Origin of the sequence: Rhodanobacter panaciterrae, from assembly GCF_014651895.1 — a bacterium.
Taxonomy (GTDB): domain Bacteria; phylum Pseudomonadota; class Gammaproteobacteria; order Xanthomonadales; family Rhodanobacteraceae; genus Rhodanobacter; species Rhodanobacter panaciterrae.
Window position 1 is genome coordinate 904,851 of record NZ_BMXT01000001.1, and the last position, 25,581, is coordinate 930,431.

Here is a 25,581-nt window from a genome sequence, read left to right on the forward strand (position 1 = left end):
GATTTCGGTCTGTTGGCTCGATCATGCGGCATGGCAGCACATGCTGTGCTGCAGCGATCGGATCAGGGGGAGATAAACGAACGGCGCGTCGATGCGCGCCGTCGGCCGGGCTGGTATCAGCCGGATTTCTTGCCGCTGCGGTTGCTGGCAACCGGCGTCGGGATCACCTTGGCGGCCGTGTCGATCAGCCCACGCTGCATCGCCTGGAAGGCCGCCATGTTGCGCTCGGTCAGGTCATTCAGCGTGTTCCACGGGGTCTGTCCCATCAGGCTGTTGAGCTGGCTGCGGAACTGGGTCTGCTGATCGAGGAACACCTGCAGGCTGCGCTCCAGATAGGGTCCCATGAAGCCCTGCAGCGAATCGCCGTAGAAGCGGATGATCTGGCTGAGCAACTGCGGCGACAGCATCGGCTGCCCCTTGTCCTCATGCTCGGAGATGATCTGCAGCAGGACAGAACGGGTCAGTTCTTCACCGCTCTTGGCGTCGCGGACTTCGAAATCTTCGTTGTCCAGGACCAGCTGACGGACTTCCTCCAGCGTGATGTAGCTGGAGATTTCCGTGTCGTAGAGACGCCGGTTCGGGTACTTCTTGATGATGCGTTTGGTTTGTGCCATGCGGCGAACGCTAACAGAAGATATTGCGGCGCACCAGCCGGGGCCGGGTATTCATGCTGCAGCCCGATGGCTGCAGCAATCTGCAGCAATCGGTCAGTGGCCCCCCGGACCACCGGCACTTCCAAACGGTGGTTTGGCCAGCCACAGCAGCGGGATCAACAGGATGAAGATGACCGAGCACAGCCAGAACACATCGTTGACCGCCAGCGTGGCGGCTTCCCGGCTGAGCAACTGATCGACCACGGCCAGTCCACGCTGGCCGGCTATCCCGGCACCCTTCAATTGCTGCAGGAATCCGGTCGCCGCCGGTGCGGCAGCGGTGATGTTTTCGGTCAGCGAGGCGTGATGAAATTCGGTGCGGTGCTGCCACAACGTCACGGTCAGGGCGGTGGAGACGCTGGAGCCGAGCGTGCGGAAGAAGTTGGCCAGGCCCGAGGCGCTGGCAATCTGATCTGCCGGCAGGCCGGACAGGTAGATCTGGTTCAGCGGAATGAAGAACAGCGGAATACCCAGGCCCATCACCAGCCGCGGCCACACCATGCTGCCGTAGGAAGCGCCGCTGTCGTAGGTGGACAGCCAGAACGAGGTGCCGGCAAGTATCACGAAGGCCATCGTGATCATCGCGCGCAGGTCAAACTTGCCCAGCGTGCTGCCGACCACCGGAGACAGCAGGAAGGCCAGCACGCCGACCCAGGCACTGGTCATGCCGGACCAGCTGGCAGTGAAGCCAAGGGTAGTCTGCAGCCACAGCGGCGACACCACGTTGATCGCGAAGAACGCCAGCATGCCGAATGACATGGCACTGACGCCGATGGTGAAATTGCGCTGCTTGAACAACGTGAGATCGATCACCGGATGTTTCGCGTTGAGCTCCCACACGACCAGGAAGCTCAGACAGACCACGGCAATCAGTCCCAGCGTGAGGATCAGCGGCGAGGCGAACCAGTCGTGGTCGTTGCCGTTGTCCAGCATGAACTGCATGCAGCCGATGCCTGCCACCAGCAGCACCAGGCCGATCACATCGATCGGTGCCTTCACCGTCTTTGATTCACGCTTGCGCAGCAGGAACCAGGTGGTCACGGCTGCGCCGATACCGACCGGCAGGTTGATATAGAAAATCCACGGCCAGGAGAAATTGTCGGTGATCCAGCCACCGAGGATCGGCCCCAGTACGGGGGCGATCACGATCGTCATTGCCCAGATCGCCAGGGCGATGCCCTGCTTGCTCTTCGGGTAGTTCCCCAGCAGCAGCGACATCGACAGCGCCACCATCGGGCCGGAGCCGGCGCCCTGCATCAATCGACCGACCACCAGCATCGGCATGCTGGTGGCCAGGCCGCACAGCATCGAAAACACCACGAACAGAAAGACCGAAAAGACGAAGGTGCGCACTTCGCCGAAGCGCTTGGCGATCCAGCCGGTCAGCGGCTGCATGATCGCGCTGGCCATCGAGTAGGAACTGATCGCCCAGGTACCCTCGCTCGGACTTACCGCCAGGCTGCCGGCGATATGCGGCACGGCCACGTTGACGATGGTCATGTCCAGCACTTCCATGAAGGTGCTGAATGCGATCGCGACGGTCATCAGGGCGAGCATGCCGCCCTGCAACGGCTTCAGGGGGGCGGCATCGGCGGGTACGGCGTCGGAAGAAATGGCAGCCATGGGATCGGACTCAGCCTCAGTTCGAGTGCTTGCTGCCGGTATTGCCGGATGAGCTCAGGTTGGCACTGATCACCTGGTCGGCTTCGGCATCGGCCTTGCTGGCCATCTGGTCATAGACCGTGGTCTCGGCGACAGCCGGATGCTCGGTCTGCGGCGCCAGCACGGCGCCCCGATCGTCGGTGATGTCGATCGTGACGTCGCTGGACAGGCCGATGCGCAGCGGGTGCTTGTCCAGTTCCTGGTTGTCCAGCGCGATGCGCACGGGGACGCGCTGCACCACCTTGATCCAGTTGCCGGTGGCGTTCTGCGCGGGCAGCAACGAGAACACGCTGCCGGTGCCGGCGCCCAGGCCGATCACCTTGCCGTGGTATTCGACATTGCTACCGTAGATGTCGGTCTCGATCTTGGCCGGCTGGCCGATACGGATGTGGCGCAGCTGGCCCTCCTTGAAGTTGGCGTCGATCCACAGATCGTGCAGCGGCAGCACGGTCATCAACTGCTGGCCGGGCTGCACGCTATTGCCCAGCTGCACGCTGCGTTGTGCCACGTAGCCTGAGACTGGCGCGTAGATCGTATTGCGCTGCGCTGCCACCCAGGCAGCGCGGAAATTTGCCCGCGCCTGCAGCACCGCCGGGTTATTGGCGATATCGGTGCCTTCGATCGAGGCGTGCTCGGCCGATGCCTGGGCCTGGGCCGAGGTCAGGGCGGCACTTGCCTGATCGACAGCGTCACGCAGGTGCTGGATGGTTTCCGGCGCTTCGGCCTGTGCGGCGATCAACGGCAGGCGTCGCTTGAGATCGGCTTCGGCTTTTTTCAGGTCGATCTGGCGTGCGGCGACGGCGGCATCGCTGCCGCTGGCAGAATCCGTCTGCTGGCGTACCTGTCGCACGGCCTGTGCCAGTGCACTGCGCGCCTGGCTCAGGCGAACGCTGGCATCGGTGCTGTCCAGCTTGACCAGGATCTGGCCAGCGTCGACGTGCTGGGTATCGTCGGCAAGGATCGCCACCACGGTACCGGGTACTTGGGCGGAGATCGCCACCTGGTTGCCGCCGACATACGCGTTGTCGGTGGTTTCGCGCCTGGAAAACACCAGCGTCCACAGCAGGAACCAGATCACGCCGATCGCCACGAACACCAGCAGCATGATCAACAAGGTCTTGCGGCGCTTGGCCGGGTTCTTCGCTGCCAGGCCGCTGTCGTTGTCGTCAGCGGTCGTGTTGACGGTCTTGTCGGACTCAGTGGCGCTCATGGGCGTCATCTCCGGACGGATTTGCAAGGGAAGGGGGTGTCGGGCTGGCGTTGTCGCTCTCGCCGGTGGCCTGGTAGCCGCCGCCGAGTGCCTTGATCAGGGCCAGGTCCGTGGACACGGCCTGGGCATGCAGGCTGGCGGCATCGTCTTGCTGCTGTATTAGCTGTGCCGCCGCTGCCAGTCCCTCGCGTGCGTCACGCACACCCTGATGGGCACGCGCCTGCGCAGTGGCGAGCAGGCGTTCATTGGCGGTGATCTGCGCGGACTGCTCCTTGCGTCGCGCGGCGATCTGCTGTGCGGTGAGTGCCTGGGTGGCCACCTCGCGTGCCGCGCCGACCACGGTGCTGTTGTATTGCGCAACAGCCGCTGCGAGCTGGGCCTTGCTGACGCCGTAATTGGCTTTCAGCTGACCACCCTCGAAGATCGGCAGATGCAGTGCGGGAGTCAGCGCAAACGTACGGCTACCGGCCTCGAGTAATTTGCCCAGGTCGATGCTGGACAGGCCGGCCATCGCGCTGATGCCGATGTCCGGGAAGTACTGTGCGCGCGCCACGTCGGTCTGCTTCAGTGCCGCTTCAACCTGCCAACGGCTGGCCGCAATGTCGGGTCGGCGCGCAATCAAGTCGAGCCGCGCATTGGCGGGAATGCGGCTGTCCACCTCGGGCAACGGTCGAGGCTGCAACACGGGCAGATCCGCCGGTGCAATGCCGAGCAGGGAGGCCAGCGCCACTTTGCGAATGGCGGCCGAGCCCTGCAGGGTGACGTGCATCTCACGCGCTGCTGCGAGTTGGGTCTTGGCCTGTTGCGCGGTATCGGCGAGATCCACGCCCTGTGCCACGCGCAGCTCGGCGATGTGCACGAATCGTTCCTGCGCGCTGACCAGCTGGGTGGAAAGTGCGAGGCGTGCCTGATCGCCCTGCCAGCCAAAATAGGTGTCGGCGACGGCGTTCTGGATCGTCAGCGCGGCGGCGCTGCGCTGGGCTTCGGCGGCGTGCGCCTGATCGAGTGCGGCCTCGATGCTCGAACGCTTCTTGCCCCACCAGTCGAAAGTGTATTTCGCCTGCAGGCCGAGATCGCTCTGGTTGTACCAGGGATCGATGCCGATATTTTTCGGCAGCAGGCTGATGATGCCGTTTTCGCTGAGGCGTTGACGCTCGAATTGCGCATTGCCATTGACGTTGAGGCCAGCCTGCGCAGCAGCAAGCCGCACCGATTGTTCGGCATTGATCACGCGGCTGTGCGCCTGTTCCAGATCCGGTGACTTTTGCATGGCGATCGCGATCAGTTGATCCAGTTGCGGATCACCGTAAGCGCGCCACCAGTCGGTGGCCGGCCAGCCGTCACGGGCAGCGGACTCAAGGCCGGCGAGCGGCACGTCATCGCGCAGGTTCGGGTGACCCAGCTTGGCAGGTATCGCACAGGCAGCCAGCAACAAGGTCAACGCCGTTGCCAGGGCTGCGCGCTGAAACGGGAAGTTTTTCATCAAGACTTCCTTCATTTTTTGGTCTCGATTTTCTGGGCCTTCATGGCTGGGCGTCCGAGTTCAGCTGATCGAGATTGTGGGCGAGCTTGCGCAGCAGACGGCTCAGGTTGTGTTTGTCGTTGTCGCTGAAGCCGGCAAACATGGTGGCGACGCGAGGAAACATGGGCGGCAGCATCTTCTGCACGAAGCGCTTTCCGGCTGGCGTGATGCGAATCAGCACGCGGCGGCGATCCTCTTCGCTGGCGCCACGGGTGATCAGCCCGCGCTTGACCAGCGCGTTGGCAATACGGGTCATGTTGGTGGCGCCCTGGGTGGCGAACTCGCACAGCTCGCCCGGCGTGGAACTGCCATCCGGGCGGCTGTACAGGATCATCAGGGTCAGAAATTCGCTGTGGTTGAGCTTGTGCGGCTTGAGCTTGAACTCGAGCTCTTCTTCAAGGCTGGCGCCGACCATCAACATCAGCCGGCATAGCCGCGCTTCGGGCGCAGGCAGCTGCGGAATGATCTGGCTCACCCGGCCGATACCTTCGTCCATCATCGCGATGCAATTCGTCAGATGCGCCATTTCATCAATTCATATTTCACTGATGAAATAAAAGATAGCAAGCACGGGCCGGCCGGCGCAAGTGACTATGGACACAGTGGCTGTTGAGTCTTGCTCAGCTGGCGCGGCGGTCGAGCCCGAACAGGCGGCGTGCGTTGGCGCTGGTCGCGGCGGCGATGTCCGCGGCCGGTTCGTCGCGCAATTCCGCGACGCAGCGCAATACCTCGGCGACTCGCGCCGGTTCGTTGCGCTCGCCGCGATGTGCGGCGTCGGGTTGATCTGGCGCATCGCTTTCCAGCAGAAGGAATTCGATTGGCATCTGCGCCACGATGCGGCGCAGGCGCTGTGCGCGGTCATAGGTCACCGGGCCGCCAATGCCAATGCAGAAGCCCATGTCCCAAAGGTGCCGTGCCTGCTGCTCGCTGCCGGAAAAGCTGTGCACAACCCCGCGCAAGCCACCGGTGCGGCGCAGGGTCAGGCTCACTTCCTCCAGTGCGCCGCGGGCGTGCACGATCACCGGCAGGTCGTGCTCGCGCGCCAGTTGCAGCTGACGCGAGAAATAATCCCGCTGGAGTTCATGGTCGAGTCCGTCGACATGGAAATCCAGGCCGATCTCGCCGACGGCGACCACCTGGCCTTCGTCGAGCCATGCAGACAGTGCGTCCACATCTGCAGGTACATGCTTGGCAAGAAACATCGGATGCAGCCCGAAAGCGGGATATAGCTGGGCATGCTTGGCGCAAAGCGCCTTGATCCGCGGCCAGCTGTCGGCGTCGACGGCCGGCACGATCATCGTGTCGACTCCGGCCAGGGTTGCGCGTTCGATCACCGCGTCGCGATCGGTGGCGAACGCGTCGTCATCGAGATGGACGTGGCTGTCGACGAGTTTGGGCATCATGCGGTTTTCGTGCACTGGCAGAGAGTTCGATGGCTTTGACGTGAAGATAATGTCATGAGCGCGAGCTAGCTCCGATTCAGTTGGATAGCGGTTCAATGGCGCCGCAGGTTATTGCGCGGGTGCAAAACGTGCCCGGCAACGCATCAATGTACAAACAGTGGAGAGGATCGTGATGAACAGGTTGATGGTCAATGTACTCAATATCGCTATCGCGGCAGCGCTCGCGACCAGCCTCGCGGCTTGCAACCGCAGCGCGGATGCAGGCATCTCCAATGGTGCCGCTGACACAGGCGTCAGCGCGGCTGCCAATGCGGATGGCAGCGCGGATGCCACAGTCAAATACGCCAAGGTAGTCAGTGTCGACCCCGTGCGTTCGACGACGAACAATCCGCGGGAGGTCTGCCACGATGAAACCGTGACGCAGACGGCACCGCCGAAGGATCAGCACCGGATTGCCGGTACCGCGATCGGTGCGGTCGCAGGTGGTCTGCTGGGTCACATGGTCGGCGGTGGCAAGGGCAATACGCTGGCCACGGTCGCTGGAGCCGTCGGCGGCGGCTATGCCGGCAATCGCATCGAGGCCAGTCGACAGCATGCCCAGGTGACTTCATCCGTGCAGCGCAAGTGCAGCACCGTCAACAACCCCAGCGACAAGATCGTTGGCTATGACGTGAAGTATCTGTACAACGGAGTCACCCGCACGGTACGCATGGATCATGATCCGGGTGATCGGGTGCAGGTGCAGGAAGGTGTGACCGCCGTATCCGATGCTCGATGAATCGAACCATTGAAAAAGGAAATGACTCAATGAATGCACTGATCAGCAAGTTTGCCCTGGTTGCAACGGTCGCAGCCGGCCTTGCTCTTGGCGGTTGCGTGACGGCACCTTACGGCAACGGTGGCAACTACAACCGCAGCTATCAGGGCCAGCAGGGCGGCTACGGCAATCGGAACACCCGCTGTCAGGCATGCGGCGTAGTGCAGGATGTGCAGCAGGTCGCCATCAGCGGCAACGGTGGCAATGGCGGTACGCTCGGGGCGGTCATTGGTGCGGTGGCCGGCGGTGTGCTCGGCAGCACGATCGGCAAGGGCGATGGCCGCACGGCCACCACGGTAGTCGGCGCGGTAGCTGGTGGCGTTGTCGGCAATCAGATCGGTCAGCGCAGCGATGGCAATGGCGCGGGATGGCGCATTGTCGTGCGGCTCGACAACGGGCAGTACGCCACGGTAACCCAGCGCGAAAACCCTGGCGTCCGCAATGGCGATTATGTGGAAGTCAGTGACGGTCACGTTTACGCGCGTTGAGTTTTCATTGTCATATGGACGTCCGTATATATGGACGTCAAAAAATAAAAAAGCCCTCATTCGAGGGCTTTTTTATTGACGTTGGATTGTGCGTATCATGAATCAGTTTACCGCGTAGAAGGCGTGTTCACCGATCGTCACACTGGGGCGATTGTGCGACCACGCTGGAGAGATCGCAGTCGTGGCAAAGTGATCGGCACGCGGCACCAGCATATGGCGCTGCGCCAGCGGCAATTGCCAGTTGCGCAGTGACCTCCCGGCTACCTGCCATGCCTTGTTGAAGGCTTCGAGATTGTTGACCTCGAATGAGCCGGGCGTCGTGGTCGTCGCGAACTGATGCGGCGAAGTCACCACCTTGCACACGGTCGCACCCCACTGGCCGCGGTCACGGCGACGCAGTGCAACTTCGGCAACGGCGAGCTGACCGATCGTCGGTTCGCTGCGTGCTTCCAGGTAGACGGTGGTGGCCAGGCATGCCTGGTCAGCGACGGGCTGGGGCATCAATGACGTCAGCCACAACAGCATGGAAAGTTTCATGGTTCTGCCTCCAACGTGCTGTACGCGCAAAGCAGACTGCAAGCTTTGAGCGCCATTGCGATGGACGGGCGGGCAGGCCGTTCCATCTGGATCTATCGCCGTGACCGAAACTTGTGGTCAGGCGCTTTGCCACGGGATTGTGGCGGTCGAGCGGCTGGTCTGTGCCGATCGGGAGTTGGGTGCTGCTGGGCGTTGCGCGTGCCGGGTCGGCCGTGTTGCCTGCAACTGCTACGCACTCGTTGGATGCGAGGCGATATGCCATCCGGCGATGCTTCTGCCGGGTCGCGCCGATTCGGATTCATCCGGTTCGTCGCGTACTTCGACACCCCGTGTTCCGGATGTCGCGATATTCAATCGGCGAAGCCTAGTGGCGGTATCCACCGCTGGCAAGTGCCGGGGGAGTGAAGTTTAACTTACGCTCACAATCCGTTGGCAAGTGCCATCACAAAATTTGTTTGTAACAACAAGCATTACTCATGCCGACCACGACGTGTCGAGGTGAATCATGAGACTGTCGTCGAGTGGATTCAGATGTCCGTCGCGCGCTTGTGCAGCAGCGTCGTCACTCAACACAACGAGTGCTGCGATGTCGTCATGCGTGGTAATCACATCGAGCACGCAACCGACTTCGCGATCACCACGGCGCAGCACGTCGCCGGCATTTGCGACTTGCGACAATGTGACGCTGTGCAGATGTCGCTTGTGACCACCGCGATAGTGCAGCCGCGCGACGATTTCCTGGCCGGGGTAACAACCCTTGTCGATGGCGACTGCCTGCAGACGCTGCAGCGACAACGCCGCTGGCAACAACTCATTCAATGTTTGCGGCGGCAGCCACGGCCAGCCTGCGCGTAGTTGCGGCAAGCGCCATGCATCGTCTCCGATGTTCGCAGCGGTGATCTGCAAGCTGTGCGTGTCGCAACCCAGTGAGAGTATTTCGGCGTCATCGCTGATCGCATGCAGCGGCATGCTCGGGCCAGTCGTCAGTGCGCGCACGGGTAACGCAGTCAAACTGAGTTTCGAGCGGAACACGAAACGCTTTAGCGCCTCGACCATGGCTGTTGCAGTGCCGCCGCGCAGCAAGACGAGATAGCGATCGTCAGCGAGTCGGGCCAGATGAAACAGCGCACGCACGCGACCTTGCGGATCGAGCCATGCACTGAACTGCCACTGGCCGGTAGCGAGCGAACTGACATTGCTGCTGAACTGGGCATGCGCAAACGCCATCGCGTCCGGGCCTTCGATCAGCAGGGTTTCCGCAGGATAGGATGTCGGCATAAGGGACTATAGGTTGGGGCAGCAGAAGCCTGTCGCAAGTACGGACGGCGAAAGCGCCGCCAACACGGCGTCTCAGTCAAGGTTGTGCTGCTTTGCCGCAAGTATTAACCTTCGTCGGCTTATAAAAACCATGTCCGATACCTCTTCCTCAGCCGAATCCACACCTGCTTCCGTTCCGACGGAAACAACCGCCGTGCCTGTGGGCCCGGTGCAGGACAGGCTGCCGGCGGAGCGGCCGGTTCCTGATCCCACCCGCTACGGCGACTGGGAAAAGAACGGGCGCTGCATCGACTTCTGAACGACCGCAACGGCGCTCGTCGCCGATCGCGTACAGGGGCAGATGCGGCACGGACACCAGCGATTCCACTCAGGATAGCCGCCATGGCAAACACGCAACGACCGCTCTCTCCGCATCTACAGATCTACAAGCGGCAGGTGCAGATGATGACTTCCATCGTGCATCGCGCCACCGGTATCGCCTTGGCTGTCGGTAGCGTGCTGGTGGTCGGTGGCCTGCTGCATCTGGCCGCAGGCGAAGACAGTTTCAACCACTTCAAGAGCATCATCGGCAGTCCGGTCGGCATGATCCTGCTGGTCGGCTGGAGCTGGGCGTTGTTCTATCACCTTTGCAATGGCATCCGTCATCTGATCCAGGATGCCGGCCTCGGTTACGAAATTCCCCAGTTCATACGCTCCAGCTGGCTGTCGGTCGCCGGAAGCATCGTGCTCACCGTGCTGGTGTGGGCTTATGTCATGACGGCCGGAGGTGCGGCATGAGCGCGAAGGACACCGTCGTGAAAGATCGACGCAACCCGTTGAAGGTTGCCCGCGGGCTGGGTTCGTCCCAGTCCGGTGTGAGCCACTGGTGGACCCAGCGTGTGACAGCCGCCGCCCTGGTATTGCTGGGCGTATGGTTTGTGGTCACCGTGCTCTGCCTGCTACATGCCGATTACGCGACCGCGCACGCCGCCGTCGCCAAGCCATGGAATGCGCTGCTGCTGATCGCGTTCGTGCTCACCATGTTCTGGCATGCCGTGCTCGGCCTGCAGGTGGTGATCGAGGATTACGTGCATACCCGCTGGAAGGAAGTCATCCTGCTGGTGGCGATCAAGTTCCTCGCGGTGCTGGGCGCGCTGGCAAGCGTGCTGGCCGTGCTGCGCATTGCGCTGACCCCATAAGACGCGAGGCCGAGAGTTCATGGAAAGCTACAAGATCCAGCAACATCTGTATGACGTGATCGTGGTCGGTGCCGGCGGCGCGGGTTTGCGCGCCACCTTCGGTCTGGCCGAGAAGGGTCTCAAGGCCGCTTGCATCACCAAGGTGTTCCCGACCCGCTCGCACACCGTGGCGGCGCAGGGCGGTATTTCCGCAGCGCTCGGCAACATGGGCGAGGACGACTGGCGCTTCCACTTCTACGACACCGTCAAGGGTTCCGACTGGCTCGGCGACCAGGACGCGATCGAGTACATGTGCCGCGAGGCGATTCCCTCGATCATCGAGCTGGAACATTACGGCGTGCCGTTCTCGCGCACCGACGAAGGCAAGATCTACCAGCGCCCGTTCGGCGGCATGACCACGCATTACGGCAAGGGCACCGCGCAGCGCACCTGCGCCGCGGCCGACCGCACCGGCCACGCGATCCTGCACACGCTGTACCAGCAGGCGCTGGCGCATGACGCGACGTTCTTCATCGAATACTTCGCGATCGACCTGATCTTCGACGAAGCCGGCGTTTGCCGCGGCGTGCTCGCGCTCGACATGAACGAAGGCACCCTGCATTTCTTCCGCGGTCACGCGGTGGTGATGGCGACCGGCGGCTACGGTCGCGCCTACTTCAGCGCCACCTCGGCGCATACCTGCACCGGCGATGGCGGCGGCATGGTGCTGCGCGCGGGTCTGGCGCTGCAGGACATGGAGTTCGTGCAATTCCATCCAACCGGTATCTACGGCGCGGGCTGCCTGATCACCGAGGGCGTGCGTGGTGAGGGCGGTTACCTGACCAACTCCGCCGGCGAACGCTTCATGGAACGCTATGCGCCCAGCGCGAAGGATCTGGCCTCGCGCGACGTGGTCAGTCGTGCGATGACGATGGAAATCCGTGAAGGCCGCGGCGTCGGCGAGCACAAGGATCACATCTTCATCAACCTGATGCACCTCGGCCCCGATGTGATCCACGAGCGCCTGCCAGGCATCGCCGAGTCGGCGCGCATCTTCGCCGGCGTGGATGTGACCAAGGAGCCGATCCCGGTCATTCCGACCGTGCACTACAACATGGGCGGCATCCCGACCAACTACCACGGCGAAGTCGTGCAGAAGAAGGGTGACGACGTCGATGCGGTCGTGCCGGGGCTGTTCGCGATTGGCGAAGCGGCCTGCGTATCGGTTCACGGTGCGAACCGTCTCGGCTCCAACTCGCTGCTCGACCTGGTGGTGTTTGGCCGTGCGGTTGCGCACCGTTGCGCCGAGCTGATCAAGCCGGAAACGGCGCACAAGGATCTGCCGACCAATGTGCTGGACAAGGCACTGGCCCGCTTCGACGGCCTGCGCAACGCCAATGGCAGCAAGCCGACCGCGCAGATCCGCCTGGAGATGCAGCGGACCATGCAGAGCGATGCGGCAGTGTTCCGTACCGGCAAGACGCTCAAGGAAGGCTGCGAAAAAATCTCTGCCGTGCGCGAATCGTTCAAGGACGTCCGCGTCAGCGATCGTTCGCTGGTGTGGAATTCCGACCTGATCGAAACGCTGGAGCTGGCCAACCTGCTGGATCAGGCGATTGCCACCATGTATGGCGCCGAACAGCGAGAGGAAAGTCGCGGTGGCCATGCGCGCGAGGATTTCCCAGAACGCGATGACGTCAACTGGATGAAGCACACGCTGGCATGGGTCGACGAGACCGGCAAGCCGCGCTTCGATTCCCGTCCCGTGCATCTGAATCCGATGACCGACGAGGTCAAGGCCGTGCCGCCGGCGAAACGCGTTTACTGATTCCGCGAGGCGGCTGCGGCCGCACCGTGGCATGGACATCATTAGTTGTACGGTCGGGGCGCAAGCCCTCCTGCAGAAAGTCGAAGGGTTCAGCACATGGCAGAGTTTTCGCTACCGAAAAATTCGAAGATCCAGCCGGGCAAGCACTACCCGGCCAAGGATGCGAAGAAGCCGCGCACCTTCCGTATCTATCGCTGGTCGCCGGATGACGGACAGAATCCGCGCATCGACACCTACGAGGTCGATCTGGCTGCGTGCGGCCCGATGGTTCTGGACGCGTTGCTGAAGATCAAGAACGAGATCGATCCCACGTTGACGTTGCGTCGCTCGTGCCGCGAAGGCATCTGCGGTTCGTGCGCAATGAACATCGACGGCACCAACACGCTGGCCTGCACCCGTGCGATCGAAGAATGCGCGTCCGGCGATGTGAAGATCTACCCGCTGCCGCACATGCCGGTGGTAAAGGACCTGGTTCCCGACCTGACCCACTTCTACGCACAATTCGCCTCGATCAAGCCATGGCTGCGCACGCAGAGTCCGGCACCGGATCGCGAGCGGCTGCAGTCGCCGGAAGAGCGCAAGAAGAGACGAGCTGCCCGAGCTACTGGTGGAACGGCGACAAGTACCTTGGCCCGGCGATCCTGCTGCAGGCCTATCGCTGGATCGTCGATTCGCGTGACGAGGCCACCGGCGAACGGCTGGATGATCTGGAAGATCCGTTCAAGCTGTACCGCTGCCACACCATCATGAACTGCACGCGCACCTGCCCGAAGGGTCTCAATCCGGCCAAGGCGATTGCCGAGATCAAGAAGCTGATGGTGGAGCGGCGTTCGCCCTGAAGCCGCCGTCGCCGCTACGCGGCGACGCCGCATAACCTCTCCCCACAGGGGAGAGGGCAGGGTGAGGGGCGGGTGCTCGCGGGGACGTTGATCGAAGCTTCCTTTCGATGAGGGTGTCCCGCAAGATTGCCCCTCTCCTCAATCCTCTCCCCGCAGGGGAGAGGAAGCAAAGGAGGCGCTTCGCGCGATTTGATTTTATGGAAGCAGCACGCATCAAGCGCCTGCGCTGGCGCACTCGTCGCGGTACCCGCGAGCTGGATGCATTGTTCGGCGGCTGGCTGGACGAGCGTTTTGCAGGTGCCGACGAAGCGCAGCAGCAGGCGTTCGACGAACTGCTCGACGTGCAGGATCCGGATCTGTGGGACTGGGTGATGGGTCATGCGCGCCCGGAGCGGACGGACTGGCAGGCGATCATCGATGACATCCGCGCCCGCCATCGGCTTTGAATACCGACCGTCGCGATTGCTGCGACGCGTGCTGCTGGTGATCGCTGTTCTGGCGTTGCTGGCCGTCGTGCTGTGCGCGCTGACGCCGTGGCTGAAACTGCTGTTGATCGTGGGCGTGCTGCTGGCGACGTGGCAGTCCGTTCGCAAGACGGCAGGTTCGCCGGTAACGGCCGCGGGCTGGAGTGCTGATAGCAACTGGACGCTGCATCTGGCCGATCATGAGGACGTGCCGGCCACGCTGGCCTCGTTTCGTGTATTGGGTGATTTCGTACTGCTGCGCCTGCAGACCGCGAAGCAGGGCATGCAGGTCTTGTTGTTGGCGCCTGACAACAGCGATGCAGACATTCGTCGTCGATTGCGCATGCGGCTGGCAACCGTGCAGCCGGGCGAGGCGGTGCCGCGGCTCTGATCCCGCGGTTCGAGCCGCCGGCAACTTCGTTGCCGCAGCGCGGTCTCATCGAATACCTGATAATGGACGACCGGGCGGCCCGCCCTGCGATCCCCACAAGCGACCCGCCCATGTTCCGACCGCTCGAACTCTTCATCGGCCTGCGCTACACCCGCGCCAAGCGACGCAACCAGTTCATCTCCTTCATTTCCACCGTTTCGATCGTCTGCATCGCGATCAGCGTGATCGCGCTGATCACGGTGATGTCGGTGATGAACGGTTTCGACTACCAGATGCGCTCGCGCATTCTCGGCGCGATCTCGCATGCGACTGTCTCCGGCGTCGGCGAAAGCGTGCAGGACTGGCCGCGCGCGCTAAAGGTGGCCGAGGCGAATCCGCATGTGCTTGGCGCCGCGCCGTACGTCGAATCCGAAGCGATGTTGCTGGCCCGGCGCTCCAGTGGTGCGATGGTGCGCGGCATCGAGCCAACGCAGGAGCCGAAGGTCGTCGACATCGGCAAGCACATGCTCGAGGGCAAGCTCGATGAGCTGACCCCGGGCAGCTGGAATATCGTGTTGGGTCGCGAGCTGGCGATGACGCTGGGCGTCAGCGTTGGCGATCGGGTGACCATGGCGGTGCAGCAGCTGCGCGGATCGCCGTTGGGCAGCGTGCCGCGGATGCGCAGCTTTCATGTGGTGGGCACGTTCGAGCTGGGCATGGAGCAGTTCGACTCGGGCCTGGCGCTGGTCAACATGAGTGATGCCGAGAAGCTCAATGACCTGAGTGGCCCCACCGGCATCCGGTTGCGCCTGGACGACTTGTTCAACGCGCGCCCGGTCGCCACCCAGCTGGCTGACCAATTGGGCCAGGTCTATCGGGTGCAGACTTGGATGGATACCAACGCCAACCTGTTCGCCGCGCTGTCGATGGAAAAGATGGTGATGTTCATCATCCTGTCGCTGATCATCCTGGTCGCGGTGATCAACCTGATCTCGATGCTGATGATGCTGGTCACCGACAAGCAGGCCGACATCGCGATCCTGCGCACGCTCGGCGCCACGCCGCGCAGCATCATGGGCATGTTCATGGTGCAGGGCGTGCTGGTGGGCTTTGTCGGCATCGGCTTCGGTGTGGGCTTCGGCTCGCTGCTGTCGTGGAAGTTGCCCGGCATCATCAAGTGGATCGAGCACACCTTCCACGTCACCTTCCTGTCGCCGGACGTCTATTACATCAGCGAGGTGCCGAGTTTGCTGCTTTGGCGCGATGTCGGCTGGGTCGCACTGTTGACTTTCACCTTCTCGCTGCTGGCCACCCTCTATCCCGCGTGGCGCGCCTCGCGCACGCAGCCGGCGCAGGCGCTGCGCTATGAATGAGACCACCAAGAAAGAGAGCGCCACGATGTCGTCGACCGAAAACGTGCTGCGCGCCAGCCACGTCGCCAAGACCTACGACGAAGGCGGCCTGCGCACCGACGTGCTCAGCGACGTCAGCTTTACCCTGAAGCGCGGCGAGACGATGGCGATCGTCGGTGCCTCCGGTTCGGGCAAGAGCACGCTGCTGCACATCATCGGTGGGCTCGACACGCTGACCGCCGGCGAAGTGGAAGTGGATGGCCGCATCTTGTCGAAGCTCTCCGATGCCGAACGTGGTCGCGTGCGCAACCGATCGCTCGGCTTCATCTACCAGTTCCATCATCTGCTGCCCGAGTTCACCGCATTGGAGAACGTGTGCATGCCGCTGCTGATCCGCGGCACCGCGATCACTGAAGCCGAGCGCGAGGCTTCGGTGTTGCTGGAACGAGTCGGTCTGGGCGGCCGCATGCAGCACAAGCCGTCGGAGTTGTCCGGCGGCGAGCGCCAGCGTTGCGCGGTGGCGCGTGCGCTGGTGACCAAGCCGGCCTGCGTGCTCGGCGACGAGCCCACCGGCAATCTCGACGAAGGCAATGCCGCGCAGGTCTATGCGCTGATGCTGGAGCTCAATCGCGAGGTCGGCACCAGCTTCATCCTGGTTACCCATGACACTCGTCTGGCGGCGCGGATGGATCGCACCCTTGTGCTGCACAACGGCGTGCTGCAGGAAAGCCCGAAGCACTGATCTCTGGCCTCTCCCCCTGCGCGCAGGGGGAGATTGAGAGGGGTTTGTTCGGGCTTGCGAGAAAGGTCAAGAGCTCCCCACCCCAACCCTCCCCTGCAAGCAGGGGAGGGAGCTGATTCGATGCTTCCCGGCAGATCGGTGAAGGCATGTGCGATCCCACGCACAGGCGAGTGCCTACATGCTTTTCATCCTCGATGCTGCAAGCGCCACGCTAGGCTCGACCGTATCCACGATGGAACGGGGCGCGGCATGGCACGAGCGGTGGCAATCACGACAGCATTGGCCTTGCTGGCTGGCGTGCTGCTGGTGCAATGGCTGCCGAACCTGCCGCCACGCTGGTGTCTCGGTCTGTTGCTGCTTGGGGCGTTGTTGCTTGCGTGGCGCTGGCCGCGCTGGCGATGGCTGGCGTGTGTGTTGTTCGGCATCGTCTGGGCGGCATGGCATGGTGCCACGGCGATGGAAGCGCGTTTGCCACGTGCGCTGGAGGGTCAGGACATCGCGGTGACCGGCAGCATCATCGATCTGCCACAGGCCGGCAGCGATGCCAGCCGTTTCACGTTGCGGGTGGAACAGGCCACGCTGGATGGCCATCCGGTCGCATTGCATGGCCGGGTGACGGTGTCCTGGTACGACGATGCACCGACGCTGCAGCCGTGTACCCGCTGGCAGTTGTTGCTGCGGCTGAAACGGCCGCGCGGGTTGCTCAACCCAGGCGTGGCTGACAGTGAGCGCTCGGCGCTGGAGCGCGGCATCGTTGCTACGGGCTATGTGCGTGACGACCCAGGCAATACCCGGTTGGCTGGTCCGCACTGGTGCGTTGATGGTGTGCGCGACGCGGTCGCCCGTGGCATCGCGGCGCGCGTGCATGTCCCCCATGACGCGGCGTTGTTGCAGGCATTTTCGGTTGGCGACACCCGCGGGTTGACGCCACCGGATTGGGAGGTGGCGCGGGCGAACGGCGTCTCGCACCTGATCGCGATCTCCGGTTTTCACGTCGGGGTGGCCGCGGTGTTCGGGGTCTGGCTGGCGATGCTGGCTTACGCGTTGTGGCCGCGGCTGGGTTTGTGGCTGCCTCGACCGCAGGCGCAGGCGGCGGCCGCATTGCTGGTCGCTGGCATCTATAGCGCGCTGGCTGGTTTCGGCCTGCCGACGGTGCGCACCTTGCTGATGATCGCCGTGGTGGCGCTCGCACGCTGCAGCCGGCGCAGCAGCAGCGGCGCGCAATCGCTGGCGCTGGCGATGATCGCGATTCTGCTGTTCGACCCGCTGGCGGTGCTGGCCGCCGGGTTCTGGCTGTCGTTCGTCGGCGTGGCCTTCCTGATGCTGTGCCTGCAGTCGCGTGGCCGCGGCTTGCGCGCGTTCCTGCATGAACTGTCGGCGGGGCAGATGGTGATGACGGTGTCGCTGCTGCCGCTGACCTTGTGGTTTTTCGGGCAGGCCTCGCTGGTGGGCGCGTTGTCCAACCTGATCGCGGTGCCGCTGGTCAGTTTCGTGATCGTGCCGTGTGCGCTATGCGGCATGTTGCTGCTGGGACTGTGTCCGCCGCTGGCCACACCGGTGCTGTGGCTGGCCGCGCAACTGGCGCACGCGCAATGGTGGCTGCTGGAACAGATGTCGGATTGGCCCGGTGCGCACTGGTATCTGCCAACCGTGCAGCCGTGGGCGTTGCTGCTGGCGGTACTGGGCGCGCTGTGGCTATTTCTGCCGCGCGGCCTGCCGTTGCGCTGGTTCGGTGTGTTGCTGTTCCTGCCGCTGCTGTGGCCACCGCGCCAATTGCCGGCCGAAGGCGCGTTCCAGGTCTGGGTGCTGGATGTGGGGCAGGGCCTGTCGGTGCTGCTGCGCACTCGGGATCATGTACTGGTGTACGACACCGGCGCGCGCTATCCGTCCGGTTTCGATCTAGGCGAGGCGGCGGTGCTGCCGTCGATCCATGCTTTGGGCATCACGCGGCTGGACATGCTGATGATCAGTCACGGCGACAACGACCATGCCGGCGGTGCGGAGGCGGTCGTGAACGCGTTTCCGCAAGCGTTGCGCTATACCGGCGAACCATTGCGCATGGCGCGGATGAAGCTGCCGATGCGCCAGTGTGTCGCCGGACAATCGTGGCAGTGGGATGGCGTGCGCTTTCAGGTGTTGAGCCCGGCCGAAGGCGGCGGTGATCGCGACAACGACAGCTCCTGCGTGTTGCTGGTCGAGGGGCGTGGCGGCCGCTTGCTGCTGACCGGCGATATCAGTTCGAAGATGGAGCCGCAGGTGGCCGCCAGGCTCGATCCAGGGATGCGACCGGTGCTGCTGGTGCCGCATCACGGCAGCAAGACCTCGTCCAGCGCGGCTTTCATCAGTGCAGTGCAACCGCCGCTGGCGCTGGTCTCGGCGGGCTGGCGCAACCGCTTCGGCCATCCCAAGCCGGAGGTGCTGGCGCGTTATGCCGAAGCCCATGTGCCAGTGTTCAATACGGCCGAGCGGGGCGCGATCTCGCTGGACTTCCCGGCGGATGCCCCGCCGCAGCGCGGGCCGGGCTGGCGCCAGCGGCAGCCGCGCTACTGGCGCGAGTGAAACGAGGAATGCCACGCCTGCCGCAGTACGGCGGGGCGAGACTGCTATCATGCGCGCTCCTTGTCAGGCAGTGCGGTGGGTCGAAAAGTGCTGGAAATTCTGATGGCTGGCGGCTGGGCGATGGTGCCCATCCTGATCTGTTCGGCGATTGCCCTGGCGATCGTGCTGGAGCGTTGCTGGACCCTGCGTCGCAAGTCGGTGTTGCCGCCGGGTCTGGGTGACGAGGTGCGCCAGTGGGCGCGTGCCGGTCAGCTCGACCCGAGCCATCTCGAAACGCTGTCGAACGGTTCGCCGCTCGGTGAATTGCTGGCCGCTGCCTTGGCCGTGCGCAAGCAGCCACGCGAACTGATAAAGGAGCGCATCGAGGACACCGGCCGGCACGTGATCCACCGGATGGAGCGTTACCTCAACACGCTGGGCACGATCGCGCTGATCGGACCGCTGCTGGGTCTGTTCGGTACCGTGATCGGCCTGATTCGCATGTTCATGGAAGTGATGGCCGGCGGCATCGGCGATCCGGCCAAGATGGCCGGTGGCATTGGTGAGGCACTGATCTGCACCGCGTCGGGCCTGACCGTGGCGATTCCGGCGTATGTGCTGCACCGTTATTTCCGTTCGCGTGTGGCGGGTTATTGCGTGGAGATGGAAAAGCAGGCGACTGCCTTGCTCGACGATCTGACCCTTGCGCCCCCCGTGGCGGCGACACCGGTGCGGCCACGGCGTACGCCGATGCCAACCGCGCCGGGCGCAGGCTGAGCACGCACCGATGCGTATCGGCAACGACCGCCGCCAGGATGATTTCGAGATCAACGTGATTCCGTTGATCGACGTGCTGCTGACCCTGCTCATGTTCTTCGTGCTGACCAGTACGTTCGTGCAGCATTCGCGCATGCAGGTGACCCTGCCGCAGGCGAGCACGCAGGATCGCGACATGAATGCTCCGGCGCTGACCATCATGATCGACCGCGATGGCCACTTCTACGTGGGCAGCGATGAAGTGCTGGGCGAGGGCATCGAGCCGCTCAAGCAGACCATCGCGCGCAACGCCGGTGCCGATCGCGAGCGTCAGGTGACGATCCGCGCCGATGCGATGACGCCGCATCAGGACGTGGTCACCGCGATGGATGCGCTGGGCCAGCTCGGTTTCACCAAGCTGTCGATCGCGACGACACCGAGCAAGCCGGGCGCCGCGCAGTGAGCGACAAGCCCAAGAAGATATCGATCTGGGACGCGGAGACCCGTCGGGTCTATGGGCGTCTGCTCGGCTATACCCGGCGCTATTGGGTGGTGGGCCTGATCTCGATGCTTGGCATGCTGGCGGATGGCGGCGGCCAGGCGATTTTCACGGACCTGTTCAAACTCATCACCGATGAGCTGTTTACCAAGAAAGATCCTTATCTGATTTTCTGGATGCCGATCTGGATCATCGCCCTTTTTCTGGTGCGTTCAATCGGCACCTTCGTCAGCAGTTACGGCATTTCGTACATGGGTCGCCATGTGGTGCAGGCGGTCCAGCAGGATGTGTTCGATGCCTATCTGCGACTGCCGGCAGCGTTTTTCGGTGCCGAACCGTCGGGGCAGCAGATTTCCCGCATTACCTACACCAGCGAACAGGTGGCCGCTGCAGCGACGGATGCCATAAAGACGGTCGTGACCGACGGCTTCACCGTCATCGCCATGCTCGGCGTGATGCTCTACAACAGCATCTATCTCACTTCGGTGTTGCTGGTGATGGTGCCGGCGATCGCCTTGATTGCTGCCGTGGTCAGTCGACGCTACCGGCAGATCAGCCGACGGATTCAGGGTTCAATGGGTTCGGTCACCGGCACGGTGGAGGAGTCGGTCGGTGCGCATCGCGAGGTTCGGGTCTACGGTGGTCAGGCCCATGAGAGCGGACGCTTCGATGAGGTCACCCGACGCACCCGCGGGCTGAATCTGAAGATCGCGGCGACCAATGCAACATCCAGTTCCACCATCCAGCTGGTGGCCGCCTGCGCGCTGGCCGCGTTGGTGTTTATGGGTACACGGCCACAAGTGCTGAATGAAATGTCGGCAGGCGTGTTCGTGGCCGTGCTGACGGCGATGGGCATGATGTTGCCGGCGCTGCGGCGGCTCGCCAATGTGCAGGCGAATATCCAGCGTGGACTGTCGGCGGCCGAGGACTTGTTCGAAATCATCGACCTGCCGCCCGAGCCGGATCACGGCACGCTGGTGCTGGATCGCACGCGCGGCGAGCTGTCGATGCACGGCATCCGGCTGGCCTATCCGCGCAGCGAGGTTGAAGCCCTGCGCGGCGTCGACCTGCATTGCGCGCCGGGTACGGTGACCGCCCTGGTCGGTCGCTCCGGTAGCGGCAAGAGCAGCCTGGTCAGCCTGTTGCCGCGCTTCTACGCACCCAGCGACGGACAGATCATGCTGGACGGCCAGAATTACGAGGCCTACACGCTGGCCTCGCTGCGCCGGCAGATCGGCTGGGTCGGGCAAAGCGTGGTGCTGTTCGACGGCAGCGTGGCCGACAACATCGCCTACGGCGAACTGGCTGGCGCCAGCGAGGCGGACATCATCGCCGCCGCCGAGGCGGCCAACGCGATGGAGTTCATCGCGCGCATGCCGAAAGGCATCCACACCCAGATCGGACAGAGCGGCAACATGCTTTCCGGTGGCCAGCGCCAACGCATTGCGATCGCCCGCGCGATCCTCAAGAACGCGCCGATCCTGGTGCTGGACGAGGCTACCAGCGCGCTGGATACCGAATCTGAGCGATTGATCCAGCAGGCCCTGCAACGCCTGATGAAGGACCGCACCACCCTGGTTATCGCCCATCGCCTGTCCACCATCGAAGGCGCCGACCAGATCGCGGTGATGGATCAGGGCCGCATCGTCGAACGCGGCACGCATGCCGAGCTGCTGGCGCTGGGCGGACATTACGCTGCGCTGCATCGCATGCAGTTCCACGACCACGCTCATCAACAGGCTGGCGACTGAGGACTGCCGATGGCGCTGATCGACACGCTCGAATCAGCCTGGTACGCCGGTGGCCGCGCGCCATGGTGGACGTGGCCACTGGCGGTGCTTTACGGCGGCGTGATCCACCTGCGCGGTGGCCTTTATCGGGCTGGCGTATTACGCAGCGTGCGTCTGCCGGCGCCGGTCATCGTGATCGGCAACCTCAGCGTGGGCGGCACCGGCAAGACGCCGTTGACGATCGCCGTGGTCGCGGCCTTGCGTGCACGCGGTTATCGGCCCGGCGTGGTCAGTCGCGGCTATGGCGGCAGTCAGCGCGAACCGCTGCTGCTCGCTGAGAAACCGGATCCGGCGCAAGTCGGCGATGAGCCTTGCCTGATCCACGCCAGTGGCGTACCGGTGGCGGTAGGGCGTGATCGCCCTGCGGCGGCGCAACTGTTGCTCGACGCAGGCTGCAATGTGCTGGTCGCCGACGACGGCCTGCAGCATTACCGGTTGGCGCGCGACGTGGAAATCTGCGTAATCGACGGTGTGCGCCGTTTCGGCAATCGGCGGCTGCTGCCAGCCGGGCCGCTGCGCGAGCCGCTGAGCCGGCTGCAGCGGGTGGATTTGCGCGTCTGCAACGGCGGCATCGCCGAAGACGGCGAATACCCGATGCGGCTGCGCGGTGGCGATGTCGTTGCGCTGGTCGACGGACGAACTCAGCCGCTGGCCAGCTTCAGTGGTCAGCGCGTTCATGCGGTGGCCGCCATCGGCAATCCGCGGCGCTTCTTCGACAGCCTGCGAGCCGCAGGTATCGAGCCAATCGAGCATGCCTTTGCCGATCACCACGAATTCGTGGCGACGGAGCTGGATTTCGCCGATGACCTGCCGGTGCTGATGACCGACAAGGATGCGGTCAAATGCAGGCGCTTCGCCCAGCCTCACTGGTGGCGGGCGCCGGTGCAGGCGGATCTGCCGCAGGCCTTTTACGACGCGCTGGACAAGCGGTTGGAAGGCTTGCGGCGTGAGACGGTTTCGCCGGCCACATAGATCTTGCGGGCCAGGCTGCCGCTGATCCAGTAGCACAGCTCGGCCGGTCGGCGCGCATTCCATACCACCAGATCGGCACGCTGGCCCACCGCAAGAGTGCCGCGATCAGTCAGACCCAACGCGCGGGCGGCGTAGACGGTAACTCCCCGCAGTGCCTCTTCGGGCGTCAGCCGGAACAGCGTGCAGGCCATGCCGGCAGCGAGCCGCAATGACAACAATGGCGAGGTGCCGGGATTGCAGTCGGTGGCGATCGCCATCGGTACCGCATGCTGGCGCAGCAAGGCGATCGGCGGCAGTTTCGTTTCGCGCAGCGCGTAGAACGCACCGGGCAGCAGCACGGCGACAGTGCCGGCGCTGGCCATCGCGCGGATACCGGATTCGCTGAGGTATTCCAGATGATCAGCGGAGAGACCGCCGAACTCGGCGACCAGCGCGGCACCATCCTGATCGGACAATTGCTCCGCATGCAGTTTCACCGGCAGGCCGAGTTGCTTCGCACACTCGAACACGCGACGGGTTTCCTCGCGGCTGAAACCGATGTTCTCGCAGAACGCATCGACCGCATCGACCAGACCTTCGGCGGCGAGCACGGGCAGCATGTCGTCGCAGACATGCGTGACATAGGCGTCGCGTCGATCCATGTATTCCGGCGGCAACGCATGCAGGCCGAGAAAACTGGTGCGCACGGTCATGCCGAGTTCACGGCCGATGCGTCGCGCGACCCGCAACATGCGTCGTTCGGTTTCCAGGTCGAGACCGTAGCCGGACTTGATTTCCAGCGTAGTCACACCGTCGGCAAGCAGTGCCCGTGCGCGCGGCAGCGATTGCGCGAACAGTTGCTCCTCGCTGGCAGCGCGGGTCGCGTTGACGCTGGAGACGATGCCGCCACCGGCGCGGGCGATCTCTTCGTAGCTGGCGCCATTGAGGCGCAAGTCGAATTCATGCGCGCGATCGCCGCCGAACACCAGATGGGTATGGCAGTCGATCAGCCCCGGCGTGACCAGTGCACCATCGAGCGATTCGACCACGCTGGCCAGCGCTACCGGGGCATCCGGCAACGCATCCATGCCACCGATCCAGGCGATGCGGCCGTGGTGCAGCGCGATCGCGCCATGCTCGATCAGGCCGTACGGCGCGTCGCCGACGAACGTCGCCAGCGTGGCGTTCAGCAGCAGTCGATCCCAGCGGGGTTCGCTCATGTTTTCGGTGACTCCGTGACTGCGTTCATGTCTTGCTGGATGGATCATCGTCCATGTCGTCGATGGGCGCAGCCGGTTCGTCGAAGGCGCTGGTGCTGCCGGCGTGCTGCAGCGCCTCGGTTTCCAGTCGGGTCTTCTCGGCGTTTTCAGCATGGCCAGCTTGTTGATGCTCGAAGTCCTGCACCATCCGTTCGGCAAAATCCTTGTAGACCGGCGTCGGGCAGAACAGCGAGGCCGCCGCGCGGGCGAGCAGGCAGGCGGCCATGATCGGGATCACCATGGCCTGATTGTCGGTCAGCTCCATCGCGATCACCGCCGAGGTCAGCGGCGCGCCGGTGACGCCGGCCAGATACGCGCTCATGCCCAGCAGCACGACCGCACTGGCCGGTACATCCGGCAGGAAATAGGCGATGTTGTGACCGAGTCCGGCGCCCACCGCCAGTGCCGGTGAAAAGATGCCGCCGGGAATGCCGGCCCAGTACGACACCACGTTCGCCGCAAGCTTGGCGATGCCGAACGTATGTCCCGGCGTGACCGCCGCTTCCTGCACGAACGCCCGAGCCTGGTCGTAGCCGGTGCCGTAGACGGTGTTGTGCGAGAACAGCCCGATCAGCGCCAGCGCGAGTCCGCAACCGGTCGCGAACAACACCGGCGCATGCGCACGCAATCGACCGACCAAGGCCAGCGGTCCGTGCCGGCTGAGCAAGATCAGCCGCGCGAACAGGCCGCCCAACAGGCCACAGATGATGCCGGTCAGCAATACCGCCAGCCACGCATGACCCAGGGGAAGATCGGCCTGCACCCTACCGAAATAGGAATAGTTGCCCATGATGCCGAGTGACACCACGCCACCGATGAACACCGCGGTCAGCAGCAGGCCGCTGAAACGATGCTCGAAGGTGCCGGCGAGTTCCTCGATCGCGAACACCACGCCGGCCAGCGGGGCATTGAAGGCCGCAGCGATACCGCAGGCGCCACCGGCAAGGATGAAACGCGAGGCAGCCTTGGGATCGGTGAAGCCGAAGCGCCGGCCGAGCGAATAGAACAGGCCGGCGCCGACGTGCACGGTCGGGCCCTCGCGGCCGATCGAGGCGCCGACGGCCAGCGCAATCAGGGTCAGTACCATCTTGCCGGCGGCAATCGGCAGCGCCAGCATGTGGGCGCGAAAGCCTTCGTCTTCGATGTGCAGGGTGCCGATCACTTGCGGGATGCCGCTGCCGCGGGTGGCGCGCAGGCGTCCTTCGGTAATCCAAGCGAGCAGGCCGAACACGACCGGCGTCAGGATCAGCGGAATCCACGAACCGTGACTGAGGACGCTTTGAAAAAGCTGGTAGGCCCATGTACTGGCCTTGGCGAACAGGATCGCGGCCAGGGCCACCAGCACCGCGCCGAACCAGAGCACGAGGCGACGTTTCCAGTGCTGCGGGGCGAAAAATTCATGGCCGAGCAAGGCCTGCAGACGCGGGCTCGACGACTTCGAGGCAGGTTCGGGTAGCTCGGACATG

25 protein-coding genes and 1 pseudogene are annotated in these 25,581 nt (G+C 63.8%); 16 read left to right on the plus strand and 10 right to left on the minus strand.

Going from position 1 to position 25,581, the window contains the following annotated elements:
* Positions 1–116: 116 nt before the first annotated feature.
* The 6 genes from phaR to IE071_RS04175 all read right to left on the minus strand — a co-directional run bounded on the left by phaR (position 117) and on the right by IE071_RS04175 (position 6,447).
* Positions 117–614, minus strand: a complete 498-nt coding sequence (phaR, locus tag IE071_RS04150) for a polyhydroxyalkanoate synthesis repressor PhaR (RefSeq protein ID WP_189439877.1) — start codon at positions 612–614, stop codon at positions 117–119.
* Between the two features lie 93 nt (positions 615–707).
* On the minus strand, positions 708–2,276 hold the full coding sequence (locus IE071_RS04155) for a DHA2 family efflux MFS transporter permease subunit (protein ID WP_189439878.1): 1,569 nt from the start codon (positions 2,274–2,276) through the stop codon (positions 708–710).
* Between the two features lie 16 nt (positions 2,277–2,292).
* Positions 2,293–3,525, minus strand: a complete 1,233-nt coding sequence (locus tag IE071_RS04160) for an HlyD/EmrA/EmrK family protein (protein WP_189439879.1) — start codon at positions 3,523–3,525, stop codon at positions 2,293–2,295.
* Entirely contained in the window at positions 3,512–5,008 is a 1,497-nt protein-coding gene (locus tag IE071_RS04165; RefSeq protein ID WP_229792737.1) for an efflux transporter outer membrane subunit, read from the minus strand. The genes IE071_RS04160 and IE071_RS04165 overlap by 14 nt, the downstream gene beginning before the upstream one ends.
* Before the next feature lie 40 nt (positions 5,009–5,048).
* Complete coding sequence (locus IE071_RS04170; RefSeq protein WP_189439881.1) at positions 5,049–5,573, minus strand: MarR family winged helix-turn-helix transcriptional regulator; 525 nt, start codon at positions 5,571–5,573, stop codon at positions 5,049–5,051.
* A 94-nt stretch (positions 5,574–5,667) separates the two neighbouring features.
* Positions 5,668–6,447, minus strand: a complete 780-nt coding sequence (locus IE071_RS04175) for a TatD family hydrolase (protein ID WP_189440891.1) — start codon at positions 6,445–6,447, stop codon at positions 5,668–5,670.
* A 175-nt stretch (positions 6,448–6,622) separates the two neighbouring features.
* On the opposite strand from IE071_RS04175, the gene IE071_RS04180 reads away from it, so the two are divergent.
* The gene (locus IE071_RS04180; protein ID WP_189439882.1) at positions 6,623–7,228 is read left to right on the plus strand and encodes a glycine zipper 2TM domain-containing protein; all 606 of its coding nucleotides are present in this window, start codon (positions 6,623–6,625) and stop codon (positions 7,226–7,228) included.
* 29 nt (positions 7,229–7,257) lie between these two features.
* Positions 7,258–7,755 carry an outer membrane lipoprotein gene (locus IE071_RS04185; protein ID WP_189439883.1) on the plus strand — a complete coding sequence of 166 codons (498 nt, stop codon included), beginning with the start codon at positions 7,258–7,260 and terminating at the stop codon, positions 7,753–7,755.
* A gap of 102 nt (positions 7,756–7,857) precedes the next feature.
* On the opposite strand, the gene IE071_RS04190 is transcribed toward IE071_RS04185, so the two are convergent.
* Together IE071_RS04190 and ygfZ are read right to left on the minus strand one after the other, a co-directional pair.
* Positions 7,858–8,292: a cell wall hydrolase gene (locus IE071_RS04190; RefSeq protein ID WP_229792738.1), complete on the minus strand. Its 435-nt coding sequence runs from the start codon at positions 8,290–8,292 to the stop codon at positions 7,858–7,860.
* Between the two features lie 474 nt (positions 8,293–8,766).
* A complete protein-coding gene (gene ygfZ, locus IE071_RS04195) occupies positions 8,767–9,570 on the minus strand; it encodes a CAF17-like 4Fe-4S cluster assembly/insertion protein YgfZ (protein ID WP_189439884.1) in 804 nt (267 codons plus the stop codon).
* A gap of 130 nt (positions 9,571–9,700) precedes the next feature.
* Here ygfZ and IE071_RS04200 point away from each other — a divergent pair, with 130 nt between their 5' ends.
* The 14 genes and pseudogenes from IE071_RS04200 (at position 9,701) to lpxK (ending at position 22,877) form a co-directional block, all read left to right on the plus strand.
* Positions 9,701–9,868 carry a DUF1674 domain-containing protein gene (locus IE071_RS04200; RefSeq protein ID WP_189439885.1) on the plus strand — a complete coding sequence of 56 codons (168 nt, stop codon included), beginning with the start codon at positions 9,701–9,703 and terminating at the stop codon, positions 9,866–9,868.
* 83 nt (positions 9,869–9,951) lie between these two features.
* The gene (gene sdhC, locus IE071_RS04205) at positions 9,952–10,347 is read left to right on the plus strand and encodes a succinate dehydrogenase, cytochrome b556 subunit (RefSeq protein WP_189439886.1); all 396 of its coding nucleotides are present in this window, start codon (positions 9,952–9,954) and stop codon (positions 10,345–10,347) included.
* Positions 10,344–10,748 (plus strand): succinate dehydrogenase, hydrophobic membrane anchor protein, encoded by a 405-nt coding sequence (sdhD, locus tag IE071_RS04210; protein ID WP_189439887.1) that lies wholly within the window; start codon positions 10,344–10,346, stop codon positions 10,746–10,748. The genes sdhC and sdhD overlap by 4 nt, the downstream gene beginning before the upstream one ends.
* A 19-nt stretch (positions 10,749–10,767) precedes the next feature.
* A complete protein-coding gene (gene sdhA, locus IE071_RS04215; RefSeq protein WP_189439888.1) occupies positions 10,768–12,555 on the plus strand; it encodes a succinate dehydrogenase flavoprotein subunit in 1,788 nt (595 codons plus the stop codon).
* A gap of 96 nt (positions 12,556–12,651) precedes the next feature.
* Positions 12,652–13,394: pseudogene (locus tag IE071_RS04220) on the plus strand (succinate dehydrogenase iron-sulfur subunit).
* Positions 13,395–13,591: 197 nt separating this feature from the next.
* Positions 13,592–13,840 carry an FAD assembly factor SdhE gene (locus tag IE071_RS04225; protein WP_189439889.1) on the plus strand — a complete coding sequence of 83 codons (249 nt, stop codon included), beginning with the start codon at positions 13,592–13,594 and terminating at the stop codon, positions 13,838–13,840.
* Positions 13,812–14,249, plus strand: coding sequence for a protein YgfX (locus tag IE071_RS04230; RefSeq protein ID WP_189439890.1), 438 nt, complete (start codon positions 13,812–13,814; stop codon positions 14,247–14,249). The genes IE071_RS04225 and IE071_RS04230 overlap by 29 nt, the downstream gene beginning before the upstream one ends.
* A gap of 110 nt (positions 14,250–14,359) precedes the next feature.
* On the plus strand, positions 14,360–15,601 hold the full coding sequence (locus IE071_RS04235) for a lipoprotein-releasing ABC transporter permease subunit (protein ID WP_189439891.1): 1,242 nt from the start codon (positions 14,360–14,362) through the stop codon (positions 15,599–15,601).
* Positions 15,594–16,322, plus strand: a complete 729-nt coding sequence (gene lolD / locus IE071_RS04240; RefSeq protein ID WP_229792739.1) for a lipoprotein-releasing ABC transporter ATP-binding protein LolD — start codon at positions 15,594–15,596, stop codon at positions 16,320–16,322. Before IE071_RS04235 ends, lolD begins: the two co-directional genes overlap by 8 nt.
* A gap of 249 nt (positions 16,323–16,571) precedes the next feature.
* Entirely contained in the window at positions 16,572–18,881 is a 2,310-nt protein-coding gene (locus IE071_RS04245) for a DNA internalization-related competence protein ComEC/Rec2 (RefSeq protein WP_189439892.1), read from the plus strand.
* A 102-nt stretch (positions 18,882–18,983) separates the two neighbouring features.
* Positions 18,984–19,637, plus strand: coding sequence for a MotA/TolQ/ExbB proton channel family protein (locus IE071_RS04250; protein WP_189440894.1), 654 nt, complete (start codon positions 18,984–18,986; stop codon positions 19,635–19,637).
* A gap of 10 nt (positions 19,638–19,647) precedes the next feature.
* Positions 19,648–20,079: an ExbD/TolR family protein gene (locus IE071_RS04255; RefSeq protein ID WP_189439893.1), complete on the plus strand. Its 432-nt coding sequence runs from the start codon at positions 19,648–19,650 to the stop codon at positions 20,077–20,079.
* On the plus strand, positions 20,076–21,866 hold the full coding sequence (gene msbA, locus IE071_RS04260; protein ID WP_189439894.1) for a lipid A export permease/ATP-binding protein MsbA: 1,791 nt from the start codon (positions 20,076–20,078) through the stop codon (positions 21,864–21,866). The genes IE071_RS04255 and msbA overlap by 4 nt, the downstream gene beginning before the upstream one ends.
* A gap of 9 nt (positions 21,867–21,875) precedes the next feature.
* Positions 21,876–22,877 (plus strand): tetraacyldisaccharide 4'-kinase, encoded by a 1,002-nt coding sequence (gene lpxK, locus IE071_RS04265; RefSeq protein ID WP_189439895.1) that lies wholly within the window; start codon positions 21,876–21,878, stop codon positions 22,875–22,877.
* On the opposite strand, the gene hutI is transcribed toward lpxK, so the two are convergent.
* Together hutI and IE071_RS04275 are read right to left on the minus strand one after the other, a co-directional pair.
* Positions 22,814–24,076, minus strand: a complete 1,263-nt coding sequence (gene hutI / locus IE071_RS04270; protein ID WP_189439896.1) for an imidazolonepropionase — start codon at positions 24,074–24,076, stop codon at positions 22,814–22,816. The genes lpxK and hutI overlap by 64 nt on opposite strands.
* Before the next feature lie 25 nt (positions 24,077–24,101).
* Positions 24,102–25,580 (minus strand): chloride channel protein, encoded by a 1,479-nt coding sequence (locus tag IE071_RS04275; RefSeq protein ID WP_189439897.1) that lies wholly within the window; start codon positions 25,578–25,580, stop codon positions 24,102–24,104.
* Position 25,581: the final 1 nt, after the last annotated feature.

Bases quoted from the DNA above. Each gene is read 5' to 3' on its own strand.
- sdhD (WP_189439887.1), top strand. From the start codon at position 10,344: ATGAGCGCGAAGGACACCGTCGTGAAAGATCGACGCAACCCGTTGAAG.
- IE071_RS04200 (WP_189439885.1), top strand. From the start codon at position 9,701: ATGTCCGATACCTCTTCCTCAGCCGAATCCACACCTGCTTCCGTTCCG.
- sdhA (WP_189439888.1), top strand. From the start codon at position 10,768: ATGGAAAGCTACAAGATCCAGCAACATCTGTATGACGTGATCGTGGTC.
- IE071_RS04250 (WP_189440894.1), top strand. From the start codon at position 18,984: ATGGCTGGCGGCTGGGCGATGGTGCCCATCCTGATCTGTTCGGCGATT.
- sdhC (WP_189439886.1), top strand. From the start codon at position 9,952: ATGGCAAACACGCAACGACCGCTCTCTCCGCATCTACAGATCTACAAG.
- phaR (WP_189439877.1), bottom strand. From the start codon at position 614: ATGGCACAAACCAAACGCATCATCAAGAAGTACCCGAACCGGCGTCTC.
- IE071_RS04225 (WP_189439889.1), top strand. From the start codon at position 13,592: ATGGAAGCAGCACGCATCAAGCGCCTGCGCTGGCGCACTCGTCGCGGT.
- IE071_RS04165 (WP_229792737.1), bottom strand. From the start codon at position 5,008: ATGAAAAACTTCCCGTTTCAGCGCGCAGCCCTGGCAACGGCGTTGACC.
- IE071_RS04255 (WP_189439893.1), top strand. From the start codon at position 19,648: ATGCGTATCGGCAACGACCGCCGCCAGGATGATTTCGAGATCAACGTG.
- IE071_RS04275 (WP_189439897.1), bottom strand. From the start codon at position 25,580: ATGTCCGAGCTACCCGAACCTGCCTCGAAGTCGTCGAGCCCGCGTCTG.
- hutI (WP_189439896.1), bottom strand. From the start codon at position 24,076: ATGAGCGAACCCCGCTGGGATCGACTGCTGCTGAACGCCACGCTGGCG.
- IE071_RS04180 (WP_189439882.1), top strand. From the start codon at position 6,623: ATGAACAGGTTGATGGTCAATGTACTCAATATCGCTATCGCGGCAGCG.
- IE071_RS04230 (WP_189439890.1), top strand. From the start codon at position 13,812: ATGACATCCGCGCCCGCCATCGGCTTTGAATACCGACCGTCGCGATTG.
- IE071_RS04160 (WP_189439879.1), bottom strand. From the start codon at position 3,525: ATGAGCGCCACTGAGTCCGACAAGACCGTCAACACGACCGCTGACGAC.
- lpxK (WP_189439895.1), top strand. From the start codon at position 21,876: ATGGCGCTGATCGACACGCTCGAATCAGCCTGGTACGCCGGTGGCCGC.
- IE071_RS04235 (WP_189439891.1), top strand. From the start codon at position 14,360: ATGTTCCGACCGCTCGAACTCTTCATCGGCCTGCGCTACACCCGCGCC.
- IE071_RS04245 (WP_189439892.1), top strand. From the start codon at position 16,572: ATGGCACGAGCGGTGGCAATCACGACAGCATTGGCCTTGCTGGCTGGC.
- IE071_RS04170 (WP_189439881.1), bottom strand. From the start codon at position 5,573: ATGGCGCATCTGACGAATTGCATCGCGATGATGGACGAAGGTATCGGC.
- IE071_RS04190 (WP_229792738.1), bottom strand. From the start codon at position 8,292: ATGAAACTTTCCATGCTGTTGTGGCTGACGTCATTGATGCCCCAGCCC.
- ygfZ (WP_189439884.1), bottom strand. From the start codon at position 9,570: ATGCCGACATCCTATCCTGCGGAAACCCTGCTGATCGAAGGCCCGGAC.
- IE071_RS04155 (WP_189439878.1), bottom strand. From the start codon at position 2,276: ATGGCTGCCATTTCTTCCGACGCCGTACCCGCCGATGCCGCCCCCCTG.
- IE071_RS04175 (WP_189440891.1), bottom strand. From the start codon at position 6,447: ATGCCCAAACTCGTCGACAGCCACGTCCATCTCGATGACGACGCGTTC.
- IE071_RS04185 (WP_189439883.1), top strand. From the start codon at position 7,258: ATGAATGCACTGATCAGCAAGTTTGCCCTGGTTGCAACGGTCGCAGCC.
- lolD (WP_229792739.1), top strand. From the start codon at position 15,594: ATGAATGAGACCACCAAGAAAGAGAGCGCCACGATGTCGTCGACCGAA.